Source organism: Brachybacterium sp. B718/18 (assembly GCF_055454375.1).
The window spans coordinates 288,740-300,067 of the sequence record NZ_JBVDDO010000002.1 but is presented as its reverse complement, the minus strand read 5'-3'; the positions used below and the strand labels follow the sequence as shown (position 1 = coordinate 300,067).

Annotated in this window: 11 protein-coding genes and 1 pseudogene; 3 read left to right on the top strand and 9 right to left on the bottom strand. The window is 74.4% G+C overall.

Annotation, left to right across the window (positions count from 1 at the left end):
• The first annotated feature begins 99 nt into the window (after window positions 1-99).
• Window positions 100-522, top strand: a complete 423-nt coding sequence (locus ACZCAH_RS05255) for a VOC family protein (protein ID WP_464340070.1) — start codon at window positions 100-102, stop codon at window positions 520-522.
• Here the strand turns inward: ACZCAH_RS05255 and ACZCAH_RS05250 are convergent.
• Genes ACZCAH_RS05250 through ACZCAH_RS05240 form a run of 3 tightly spaced genes read right to left on the bottom strand, consistent with a single transcriptional unit; the run spans window position 467 to window position 3,134 of the window.
• Window positions 467-1,489, bottom strand: a complete 1,023-nt coding sequence (locus ACZCAH_RS05250) for an asparaginase (RefSeq protein WP_464340069.1) — start codon at window positions 1,487-1,489, stop codon at window positions 467-469. The two genes, ACZCAH_RS05255 and ACZCAH_RS05250, sit on opposite strands and share 56 nt — an antisense overlap.
• Window positions 1,486-2,622, bottom strand: coding sequence for a methyltransferase domain-containing protein (locus ACZCAH_RS05245; RefSeq protein ID WP_464340068.1), 1,137 nt, complete (start codon window positions 2,620-2,622; stop codon window positions 1,486-1,488). The genes ACZCAH_RS05250 and ACZCAH_RS05245 overlap by 4 nt, the downstream gene beginning before the upstream one ends.
• Before the next feature lie 2 nt (window positions 2,623-2,624).
• Window positions 2,625-3,134 (bottom strand): DUF3817 domain-containing protein, encoded by a 510-nt coding sequence (locus tag ACZCAH_RS05240; protein WP_464340067.1) that lies wholly within the window; start codon window positions 3,132-3,134, stop codon window positions 2,625-2,627.
• A gap of 42 nt (window positions 3,135-3,176) precedes the next feature.
• On the opposite strand from ACZCAH_RS05240, the gene ACZCAH_RS05235 reads away from it, so the two are divergent.
• Window positions 3,177-3,827 carry a GOLPH3/VPS74 family protein gene (locus tag ACZCAH_RS05235; RefSeq protein WP_464340066.1) on the top strand — a complete coding sequence of 217 codons (651 nt, stop codon included), beginning with the start codon at window positions 3,177-3,179 and terminating at the stop codon, window positions 3,825-3,827.
• Here the strand turns inward: ACZCAH_RS05235 and hrpB are convergent.
• Entirely contained in the window at window positions 3,817-6,222 is a 2,406-nt protein-coding gene (hrpB, locus tag ACZCAH_RS05230) for an ATP-dependent helicase HrpB (protein ID WP_464340261.1), read from the bottom strand. The genes ACZCAH_RS05235 and hrpB overlap by 11 nt on opposite strands.
• Window positions 6,219-6,713 carry a hypothetical protein gene (locus tag ACZCAH_RS05225; RefSeq protein WP_464340065.1) on the bottom strand — a complete coding sequence of 165 codons (495 nt, stop codon included), beginning with the start codon at window positions 6,711-6,713 and terminating at the stop codon, window positions 6,219-6,221. The genes hrpB and ACZCAH_RS05225 overlap by 4 nt, the downstream gene beginning before the upstream one ends.
• A 33-nt stretch (window positions 6,714-6,746) precedes the next feature.
• Between ACZCAH_RS05225 and ACZCAH_RS05220 the strand changes: the two genes are divergently transcribed.
• A complete protein-coding gene (locus ACZCAH_RS05220) occupies window positions 6,747-7,421 on the top strand; it encodes a hypothetical protein (protein ID WP_464340064.1) in 675 nt (224 codons plus the stop codon).
• Window positions 7,422-7,477: 56 nt separating this feature from the next.
• Here ACZCAH_RS05220 and ACZCAH_RS05215 read toward each other — a convergent pair.
• The 4 genes and pseudogenes from ACZCAH_RS05215 to ACZCAH_RS05200 form a co-directional block, all read right to left on the bottom strand.
• Window positions 7,478-7,732: pseudogene (locus tag ACZCAH_RS05215) on the bottom strand (mycothiol transferase); the annotation flags it as partial.
• A 233-nt stretch (window positions 7,733-7,965) separates the two neighbouring features.
• Window positions 7,966-8,580: a DUF4352 domain-containing protein gene (locus ACZCAH_RS05210; RefSeq protein ID WP_464340063.1), complete on the bottom strand. Its 615-nt coding sequence runs from the start codon at window positions 8,578-8,580 to the stop codon at window positions 7,966-7,968.
• 89 nt (window positions 8,581-8,669) lie between these two features.
• Complete coding sequence (locus ACZCAH_RS05205) at window positions 8,670-9,632, bottom strand: bile acid:sodium symporter family protein (RefSeq protein ID WP_464340062.1); 963 nt, start codon at window positions 9,630-9,632, stop codon at window positions 8,670-8,672.
• 62 nt (window positions 9,633-9,694) lie between these two features.
• Complete coding sequence (locus ACZCAH_RS05200) at window positions 9,695-11,203, bottom strand: glutamate-cysteine ligase family protein (protein ID WP_464340061.1); 1,509 nt, start codon at window positions 11,201-11,203, stop codon at window positions 9,695-9,697.
• Window positions 11,204-11,328 lie beyond the last annotated feature (125 nt).

Genomic DNA, 11,328 nt, shown 5'->3' with positions numbered 1-11,328 from the left:
CTTCGGGGGTCGAGGACGGACCCCACCAGTCTGTCACCGCGCGGCCCCCGATGGTGAACGGGACTTCCCAGGGCGCGACGCACCTCCTACGGTGGCCCCATGGAGAACCTGGATGAGGGCCCCGCCGTCCCCACTCTCGACCTGATCGTCCTGGACTGCCCCGATGCGATGGAGCTCGCGACCTTCTACGCGAAGCTCCTGCAGTGGCAGATCGAGAAGGGCTCCGACCCGGACTGGGCCACCCTCTCCCCGCCGCGCGGCGGCATCACCCCCGAGAACCCCGACGGGGAGGCGACCCTCGCCTTCCAGCGGATCGAGGACTATGCGCGTCCCACCTGGCCCGGCGGGAAGCACCCGCAGCAGTTCCACCTCGACCTCTCGGTGAGCGACATCGAGGCGGCCGAGCCGCGGGTCCTGGCCCTCGGCGGCAGCGTGCACGCCGAGCAGCCCTCCGCCTCCGGCAGCTTCAGGGTGTACCTGGACCCGGCAGGGCACCCGTTCTGCCTGGTCCGGCATCCCTGAACGCCCCGCGAACGTCCTCCACCCCGGCGGCGAGCAGCAGCTGCAGCAGCAGCCGCGCCTGCGCCGGGGGCAGGAAGCCGGCCATGACCGCACCGGCCACCAGCAGGTCCACCTCGCTGCCCGGATAGGCGTAGTGGTGCTCGGAGGTGCCTCCCGTCGCGATCCGCGTCGCGACCACCACGGGGATGCCCGCCGCGAGGAGCCGCCGGATGCGGTCCATCGCCTCCGGGGCCACGTGCCCCATCCCCACGCCCGCGATCACCAGTCCTGCGATCGCTCCCGTCGGAAGGTGGTCGAGAAGGGCCAGGTCCTCGTCGATCCCCGCGATCAGCGCGGGGACGCGGGGCAGCGCGTCGGGCAGCTCGAGGTCGAGCGGTGCGGGTCGCGGCAGCGGGCGCTGCAGCAGCACCACGCGGCCGTCGTCGACCATCCCGACGGGGCCGACGTGGTGGGAGGCGAAGGCCGAGACGGAGCGCGAGGAGGCCTTCGTGACCTGGTCGGCGAGATGCAGCATCCCGTCGAAGACGACGAGCGGGCCGAGCGCGCGCGCCGCGGGGTCCGCGGCTGCGACCAGGGCATCGCGCAGGTTCGCGGGCCCGTCGGCCCCCGGGGCGCTCGCCGGGCGCATCGCCCCGGTGATCACGAGCGGTGCCTCCCGGTCCCAAAGGCGCGAGAGGGCGAAGGCGGTCTCCTCGAGGGTGTCGGTGCCGTGGGTCAGCACGACCCCGACGGCGCCGTCGTCGACCGCCGCCCGCGCCTCCTCGAGGACCCGCCGCCAGTGGTGCGGGCGGAGGTCGGAGGAGGAGGTGTTGGCGAGCTGCCGCGCCGTGACCCGCAGCCCGTCCACCGCGGTCGCGGCGAGGCGCCGCCCCGCCTCCGCGTCGGGTGCGGCATGGCCCCCGCCCGCGGACTCGGTCATGAAGATCGTCCCGCCGAGGGTCAGCAGGAGGACGTGGGGCTCGCTCATGGGGCGCTCCTTCGGCGCAGGCGCACGATCACCTCGGCGTGCGCGGTGTGCGGGAACATGTCGACGTACCGCCCGGCCGTGATCCGCAGGGACGGCATCGCCGCGAGGTCCGCGGCGAGGGTCGTCGGGTTGCAGCTGGAGTAGACCACGTTCGGGACGCCGCTGTCCTCGAGCCAGGCGGAGAGCCGCGGGCCGAGCCCGCGCCGCGGCGGGTTCACCACGACCGCGTCCGGCACGCCCTCGTCGATCGCCCACTGCGTCGCGTCGGCGACCAGGAAGCGCGCCGCGACGCCCAGCTCGGCGGCCGCCTCGCGGGCCCCGTCGATCGCCTCGGCGGAGACCTCGACCCCGGTCACCTCCGCCTGCGGCAGAGCCCGGGCCACGTGCAGGGCGAAACCGCCGAGCCCGCAGTACAGGTCCCAGATCCGCGCGTCGGGCGCGAGATCGGCGAGCCATGCCGCGCCCTGGCGGTACAGCTCGCCGGCGACCTCGGTGTGGGTCTGCAGGAAGGAGCGGGGCCGCGCGTGCAGCACCACGTCCCCGGTGCGCACGGCGACGGAGGAGGTGCCCCACAGCGGGATCTCGCGCGCGCCCTCGACGGCGGTGGTGTGCTCGGGATGGAGGTTCGCGCTCACCGAGACGACGGAGCGGTGCGCGTCCAGGAAGGCGGGCAGGTGCTCGCGGATCCGCTCCAGGCTCGCCTCGCTGCGCAGCACCAGCCGCAGCAGATGTTCCCCGTCCGGGGAGGCTGTGACCAGGACGTTCTTGATCTCGCCGCGGCGTCGGGCCACGTCATAGGGCGGCACCTGAGCGCGCCGGATCAGGGCGCGCACCCCCAGCAGCACCTCCTCGACCCCGGCGGGGTAGAGCGGGCAGTCGCTGAGGTCCGCGCCCTCCTTCTGCCCGGGGAGGGTCAGCACCGGATCCTGGGCGGTGCCCCCGACCGCCATCTTCCCGCGGGCGCGGAAGCCGGACTCGGCACCGACGATCGGCGGCCCCCACGCGTCGCCGTCGGCAAAGGGGGCGAGCAGATCCCGCACCCGCGCCCCGCCGTCCTGGACCTGCCGGGCACGCGGCAGATCCAGGAGGGTGCACGAGCGGCACTCCCCGGCCTCGTAGTGGGAGCAGCGCATGCTCAGGCGAACCACTCGGTGGGCGGCCCCGCCATCAGCAGCAGCGAGAACACCACCGTGATCACCACGAGCGCGACGAGGCCGGCCAGCAGCGGTCGACGCAGGGCGAGGGCGACGAGGCGCTCGGGGAGGGTGCGGCCGTCCTCGGCTCGCAGCCGCCAGCTCTCGGCGAGCAGCCCGCGTCGGCGCACCCACCGCTCGAAGGGCAGCGTCAGGTACGGCACGAAGGCCGAGCCGATGCCCAGCAGCAGGTCCGCGGGCCGCCACCGCTGGTCGATCGCGACGAGCACGGTCACGACGACGTACGCGAGGAACACGAAGCCGTGCAGGCTGCCGCCGATCCGCACCATCACCTCGGTGGCCTGAAGGCCGTACTTGAGCAGCATGCCGAGCAGCAACAGGGTCCACGTGACCATCTCGGCGAGGGCGAGGGTCCCGTACAGGCGGGAGGGGGTGGAGAGCAGGCGCATGATGTCCTCGGGGAGTCCTCGGTCGGGGCGGGGGTCGACCATCGCATGATGCCAGCTCCCGCTGTGCCCGTGACGATGGACCGCATGCCTACGACGACCATCCCTGCCGAACTGTTCCTCCTGCTGACCACGGACGCCGGACGGCAGGACTCCACCCAGCACCGTCGTGTCGCCCTCGCCGCCGCGGCCCTCGCCGAGCTGGCCCTGCGCGAGAAGATCACCCTCACCGAGGAGCGGCGGCCCCGGGTCGAGGTGGTGGACACCGCCTCGACGGGCCTGCCCATCATCGACCAGGCCCTCGGCGCGGTGACCGAGCTGCGCCGCACGCGTCTCGCCGCCGTGATCACCCATCGCTCCCTCGATCTCACCGAGGTGATCGGGGCGTCCTTCGCCGCGGAGGGCGTGGTGGTCCGCAAGGACGGCTGGTTCACCACCACCTGGCCGACGCACGACGACACCGTCGAGACCGCCCTGCGCGCCCGGCTCGTCGTCGCGCTCGAGGACCCGCGTCGGGCGAGCGTCCAGGACGCCGTGCTGCTCGAGATCCTGCGCGCCCTCGGCATCGCCCATCGCATCCTCCGCGAGGACCTGCCGGGGGTGGGCCGGCGCGACCTGGAGCGTCGCATCGAGGCGCTCGACGTGGACGTCCCGGTGGCGGACGCGGTACGCCGGGTGATCCAGGAGTACCAGGTCGCGATGCAGGTGGCGACGCAGGCTGGGGCCGTCAGCTCGTGAGCGGGTCCTCCGGCCACGAGTGCTTCGGGTAGCGCCCGCGCATCTCCTTGCGCACCTGCTGGTACGGCCCGTCCCAGAAGGAGCGCAGGTCGTCGGTGACGGCGAGCGGCCGACGGGCAGGCGAGAGCAGGTGGAAGAGCACCGGGACCCGGCCGCGCACCAGACGCGGGGTCTCCGAGAGCCCCAGCACCTCCTGCAGGCGCACCGCGACCACGGGGCGCTCGCCGAGCGCGTAGTCGACCCGCTGCCCCGGGTCGAGCCGGGTGGGGGCCAGCTCGTCGAGCGCGGCCGCCTCGGGCCAGGGCAGCAGCGAGCGCAGCCCCGCGAGCAGGTCGACCTGCTCGAGCCGGGTGGTGCGGGCGGAGACCTGCGGAGCGAGCCAGTCCTCGAGCCGCCTCTCGAGGGAGGCGTCGTCCATCGCGGGCCAGGGCGCCCCCAGCTCGCGGTGCAGGAGGTCCAGCCGGGCCCGCAGCGAGCTCGCCGCCTCGCTCCAGCGCAGCACCCCGAGGCCGCCCGCGCGCACGGCCCCCAGCACGGCGGGGACGGTGTCCTCGGCGCGGGCGCCGACGGGGGTGGAGGACAGCTCGATCGCGCCCAGGCGGCGCACCTGCCGCACCCGCACCGCCCCGTCTTCGAGCCGGGCGATCCGCTCGGTGCGCAGCAGTCCCGCTCCGGCCGCGAGCGCGGCCTCCTCGGTGAGCGCCGCGGCGGCCCGGACCACCGCCCCGGTGCCGTCGGCCGCGCGGCCCTCCGCCCGCTGCACCTCCCAGACCTCGACCCAGTCGTGGCCGATCAGCCCGCTGCCCTCGGGGAGGGCGGCGCGGGTCCCGGAGGCGAGCAGCAGGCTGCGGGGGCCGACGCGCCGCGCGATCCGCTCGGGTCGCGCGCGGGCGAGCAGGTGCCCGTCGGAGATCGGTTCGCCGCCCGGGGCGAGGCGCTCGAGCCGGTCCGCCTCGCGCCGCCAGGCCTCGGGCCGCTCCCGCCGCAGCCGGCGCAGCAGGGCGTCGAGGTCCCCGCCGTCGGGCCGCTGGTCGCCGGAGACGGTCGCGACCACCTCGGCGGCCTGCCGGGCGCTGCCGCCGCGCAGGGCCCGCGCCTCCCGCACGCCGACGGGCATCCGCGCGACGGCGGTGCCCTCCGCGGTGGGGCGGCCGTCCGCGTCGAGCAGGTCCAGCGCGCGCAGGGTCTCCTCGGCGGCGGTGATCTCGGCGACCGGCGGCGGCGTGAGCAGGGCGAGGCCCTCGCCGCGCGGCGTCCCCCAGCAGGCGAGCTGCAGGGCGGCGTCGGTGAGGTCGCTCGTGGTGATCTCGGGCGGGGAGTGCGCGGGCATGCCGGCGAGGTCCGTCTCGGCGAGGACCCGCACCGCGCGGCCCGGCCCCTGGCGGGCGGCGCGGCCCGCGCGCTGGGTGAGGGCCGCGTGGGAGGCGCTCACGGTGACCAGCCCCGACATGTCGCGGCCGCGGTCGCGGCGGACCTCGCGGGAGAGTCCCGCGTCGATCACGAGGTCGACGCCGGGGACGGTCAGCGAGCTCTCGGCGAGGGCCGTGGAGACGACGATCCGGGGCGGGTCCCCGGGGGCCCGCCCGCCGGTCGCGCGGTCCTGCGCCGCCGCGGGCAGGCGCCCGTGCAGGGGCAGCACCTCGGTGCCGGGGCCGAGGAGCTCCCGCACGCGGCGGACGGTCTCGTCGACCTCCCGCACCCCGGGCAGGAAGACCAGCGCGTCGCCGTCGGTGCGGGTCCGGACGACGACGCCGGCGAGATGCGCGAGGTACTCGCGGGTCACGCCGCGGGCGTCGAGCCGCGGGGCGGGGGAGGGGGCGTAGCTGATCTCGAGGGGGTGCAGGGGGCTCGGCACCTCGACCACCGGGGCGCCGCCCAGCAGCGCGGCCACGGCCTGCGCGTCGAGGGTCGCGGACATCGCCCCGACCAGCAGGTCCTCGCGCAGCAGCCGGGCCTCGGCGAGCATGCCGAGCAGCAGGTCCGTCTCGAGGGACCGCTCGTGCACCTCGTCCAGGAGCACCGCGCCGACGCCGGGCAGCGCGGGGTCGGCGAGCAGCCGGCGCAGCAGCACCCCGGGGGTGAGCATCTCGATGCGGGTGTCCGCGCCGACGCTGCGCTGCCCGCGCACGGTGAAGCCCACCCGCTCGCCGATCCGGCCGCCGTCGAGGGTCGCGAGGCGGCGGGCGGCGGCGCGCACCGCGACCCGGCGCGGCTGCGTCACCACGGTGCGGCCCTCGACCAGGTCGGCGACCAGCGGCGGCAGCAGCGTGGTCTTGCCGGTTCCGGGCGGTGCGGTGACCACGAGCGCCCCGGTGCGGGCGGCGGCGAGGAGCTCCGCGCGCGCGGCGGAGACGGGGAGCCCGGCGCCGATCCGGTCGAGGTCGAACACGCTCAGTCGATCAGGTCGAACTCGACCTGCTGGGTGTCTGCGCAGACGCTGGTCACGGAGAGGGTCCAGCCCTCCACCGCGACGGTCTCGCCGAGGGTGATCGCCTCGACCTGCTGCGCCTCGCCGTCGCCGACCACGACCTCGAGGAGGGCGTCGTCCCCCTCGATGCCGGTCGCGGTGACCGTGAGGCCCCGGCCGTCGCGCTCGGGCAGGGCGGGCGTAGCGGGCGTGCCCACCTCGGCGAAGTAGGCACCCTCTCCGGTGCAGGCCGAGGGCGGGGCGAAGCCCTCGGGCGCGGGGGTCACGGCGATCGGCGCGGGCGGCTGCGTGGTCGCGCCCCCGGCGTCGGAGGGAGCGGGGGTGGTCGCCTGTTCCTCCGTGACCGTCGGCGCCTCGGCGACGGTGGGCTCCGGTGCGGGGGCCGGTTCCTCGGCGGAGCAGGCCGCGAGCAGAAGCGCGGCGAGGATCAGGACGGGGAGGCGGGAGTCTCGGAGCACTCGCACACCCTACGGCGTGCCACCATCGTGCTGATGCCCGCGACCCCGCCCCGTCCCACGCCCCGCGCCCTGCGCGGGCGCGTGGATCCCGCGCGCCGCGTCACCCCGGTGAACTGGAGCCCGCCGACCAAGCCGACACCAAAACCACAACAGGCACCGCCGCAGGCGGAACAGCCGCAGCCACCCCAGCCACCGCTCCCGGTCCTCCCGCCGCTCCACCTCGACGAGGAGGCCGTCCGCACCGTCGGCGTCGCGGGCGTCACCCAGGAGCGGCTGGTCCTCGCGGTCGCGGATCCCGAGGACGCCTGGTCCGCGGACGCCGGGGCGAGCGATCACTTCCTGCGCGGAGACCTGGTGGTGCAGGTGCGGCGCATCGACAACGCCGTGATCGGCCTGTTCTCCGCGCGCTACGCCCTCTCGGTGCGACCCGAGGAGTACGAGCCGGCCCTCGACATCGCCGAGACCGCGGCCGGGCCGAGCGCCCGCGGCGGCCGCGGCACGCGCCATCCCACCTCGCGCCGGGAGCTGCTGCGCCGGCTGCAGGAGGCGGGGTTCGTCGTCACCCCCGGCTCGACCCACGGCCGGGTGACCCATCCCGAGCACCCGGGCCTCGCCGTGCCCTTCGCCTCGACACCGTCGGACCGGCGCTTCACCCGCCACGCGGTCGCCCAGATCCGCCGCGTCTTCGGCATCGACCTGCGGCGCTGACGGCGGGTCCCGGGGCTCAGAAGCGGTCGGCGAGCTCGCGCGACCCAGTCCGCCTGCAGGTCCGCGTCGACCGCGGCGACGTCCTCGAGCCCCGCGAGCGCGGGGAGGGGACGGGAGAAGGTCTCCCCGAAGTACCCGGCCTCGATGTTCGCGGCGTGCTTGACCAGTCCGAGCAGGGTGGTGCCGGTGGGGGTGCGGGGCAGGCGGAGATCCCGCTCGGACAGGCCCTCCGTCTTCCAGACGAGCGCGTCGCTCGCCTCGCGGAGATAGCGGTGGAGAGTGGCCTCGGCGTCATCGGGAGTGGTCGTCATCGCCCCCGTCTGCGCCGAGGGGGTGACGGGCGGGCAGGGTCCGGACAAAAAGGTGCCCCGGCTCGTCCCCACGAGCCGGGGCCATCCCTTTCCCCCGCGTCGCCGGTGGTGTGGGACCTGCTTCCTCCTCAGTCGGCGGTCCCTCCGGTGACGCGATGGGATCAGTGAACACGGCGCTCCCTGGAGCGCACTGCAATGGTGCTGTCCGTTCCCTGGGAAGACAGGATCCGGGATCAGGAGACGGGCTGGCGGATCTCCTCGCCGAGGGTGCCGACCGCGTCGGTGTAGGCGATCTCGGTGATGGTCACGTCCTCCGCGACGTCGACGTAGATCCAGCCGTACTGCTCCTCGCCCGCGGCCACCTCGGGGCCGGAGGACGAGAAGTTCCCGTAGATCGGGGCGTACGGGGAGCCGTCGGCGTCGTACAGGGTGAAGTCCGAGGAGGCGAAGCTCACCGAGCTGTCGCCCTCGTTGTACAGCGAGATGTAGACGCCCACGTACTTGCCGTTGGTGCTGGTCTGGTCGCCGTCGTCGGTGGTGAGGGTGTTGCCCTCCGCGGAGTCCATCACCGCGAGGGTCACGGTGACCTCCTCGGCCGCCGTCGTCTCCTCCTCGGTGGTCTCCTCCGCGGTCGTCTCCTCGTCCGTCGTCTCCTCGTCCGAGGTGGTCTCCTCCTCGGAGGTCGTCTCCCGGCCCGTCGGATCCGGATCCTCTCCGCGGTTCATGAACCAGATGCCGGCGCCGACGCCGCCCACCACGAGGACCAGCAGGGCGATGCAGCCGCAGGCGAGACCGATCCAGAGTCCGGTGCGGCTCTTGGGCTGCGGAGCGGGCGGGGTCGGATACATCGGGGGCCTCCTCGGGGGACGGAATGCTGAGTGGGACCAGTCAACGACACCGGGCGCCGAAGCGCCATGGGGAGGACTCCCCGTGCTGCTCAGCGGGCGGTGCGCCGGTAGTAGAGCGCGAGCATGGCGCCGGAGAGGTTGTGCCAGATCGAGAAGATCGCGGCGGGCAGCGCGGCGGCGGGGGAGAAGGCGCTCGCGGCGAGGGTCGCGGCGAGTCCCGAGTTCTGCATCCCCACCTCGATCGAGGTGGTGCGGGCCGCGCGGACGTCCTGGCGCAGCAGTCGCGCCGCCCAGTAGCCGAGCAGGTACCCGAGGCCGTTGTGCAGCACGACCGCGAGGAGCACGATCGCGCCGGCGGAGACGATGGCCTCGGTCGACCCGGAGACCACGGCGATCACCACGAGCGAGATGCCCGCGACGCTGATCCAGGGCAGGGCCGGCAGGATCCGGTCGACGAGCTTCCCGGCGACCAGGCGGATCACGAGGCCGCCGATCACGGGCACGAGCACCATCTTCACGATCGACAGCGCCATGGCGCCCGCGTCGACGGGGAGGTAGGACCCGGCGAGCCACAGGGTGAGCACCGGGGTCAGCAGCGGGGCCAGGAGGGTCGAGATCGAGGTCATCGTGACCGAGAGCGCGGTGTCCGCCTTCGCCAGGTAGCAGATGACGTTCGAGCTGGTGCCGCCGGGGGCGCAGCCCACGAGGATCACACCGACGGCGAGCTCCGGCGGCAGCTGCAGCAGGATGCTCACGCCGAGGCCGATGAGCGGCATGATCACGAACTGGGCGACCACGCCGATGAGCACCGGCAGCGGGCGGCGCAGGACCAGGCCGAAGTCCGGAGCGGTCAGGGTCAGGCCCATCGCGAACATGATGACGCCCAGGTAGATGCTGGTGTGCGGGGCGAGGGCCTGGCCCACCGACGGGGCGAAGAAGCCGATCGCGGCGGCGAGGAGGATCAGGGCGGGGAAGACTGTCACGGCGATGCGCGCGGAGCGGTCCTCGGAGGCGCGCGCCGTCTCGGCGGGCGCGGGGGCGGTGGTGGTCATGTCTCGCAGGGTACTGCGCTTTGAGACGGCATCCCGCGATGTGGACGGATCGTGGACTCCCGTCAGGCCCCGACGGCGGGCGTCCGCGCCGGCACCGGCCACTCGTGCACCGGATCGCCCGAGTCCACCCCCGCTCGGTACCTCCGCGTCATCTCCGCGAGGGCCGTCGGCCGATCCAGGCCGCGCACCTCGAGGGAGGTGACGGTGTCGATCTGCCAGCGGGCGCCGTTGCGCCCGGTCCGCGCGCGGCCGGTGAGGATCCCCGCATAGCGCTCGACCACGTCGGCGTCCGCGCCGAGATCCCGGAGGCCCTCCATGGCCTGCGGGATCAGCTGGTCCAGGAGCAGATCGGCGACGCGCACGCGGCCGGTCACGCGGGGCCAGCGGATCCGCGCCTCGAGGCCCCAGCGGGCGCACTGCTCGAAGGCGTCGGCCGCCTGCTCGAAGCTCATCCGCGACCACAGCGGCCGCCGCTCGAAGACCAGCGAGTGGAGGATCCCGTAGAAGAACGCGGCGTTCGCCGCCATGTCCGCGGGGGTCGGACCGGCGGGCAGCAGGCGGTTCTCGAGCCGCAGATGGGGGACGTCGGTGCCCGGATCGTAGATGGGCCGGTTCCAGCGCCACACGGTGCCGTTGTGGAGCATCAGCTCGTGCAGCCGGGGTGAGGCGCCCGGGGTCAGCAGGGGCTCCTCGGCCATCTGCCGCGTCTCCGGGATGAGCGCCGGGAACAGCCGCACGTTCTCCTCGAAGAGGTCGAACATCGAGGTGATCCAGCGCTCGCCGAACCACACCCGGGGGCGCACACCCTGCGCCGCGTACTCGGGCGGCCGGGTGTCGAGGGACTGCACGAAGGCGGGGACGCGGGTCTCGTGCCAGAGGCGCCTGCCCAGCAGGAAGGGCGAGTTCGCGGCGAGCGCGACCTGCGGGCCGGCGATGGCCTGCGCGGCGTTCCAGGCGGCGGCGAACTGCTCGGGCGGGACCTGCAGGTGGAGCTGCAGGGAGGTGCACGCGGACTCGGGGGCGATCGAGTCGAAGCTCGCCTCGAGCCCCCGGCCCTCGCCGTTGATGCGCAGAGCGATCTCCTCGCCGCGCGCCTCGAGAACGCTCGATTCGAGGGCCGCGTAGCGGTGGCCGGGGGCGCGCCAGTCCTCGCCCGCGAAGAGCTCCTCGGTGATGGTGGGGAGGTGGCCGACGGGGATCGCGCGGGCGCCGTGCTCGCGCGCGGCGGCGTCGACCTGGTCGAGCCGGGCCTGCAGGGCCCGCTCGAGGTCGGCGAGGCCGTTGCCGTGCGGGATCGAGACCGGGAGGTTCGCCTCGACGTTGTAGCGGCCAATCTCGTGCGTGAAGCCCTCGTCGTCGAGGGTGGCGAGAACCTCGTCGGCCGTGAGCGAGGGCGCCATGGTGGTGGCGTCGGCGAGGTTCAGCTCGAGCTCGACCCCGATCGTGCCCTCGTCGACGAACTCGGCAGTGTCCAGGAACGTCTCGAAGAGGTCGAGGTTCCGTCGCAGGTCGTGGCGGTAGCGCGTGCGCTGCCCGCGGGTGTATTCGGTCGAGCCGATCTCGCGTCCCATGCGGCACATCCTGACACGGGACTTAGAGTCATCCGTCCTGTGACCCGCATCACGAGACCCGCGCCACCCCTGCTACTTCTGGTCATCGTGACCCTAGGCTCGTCGGCACCAGTAAAGGTGATGGT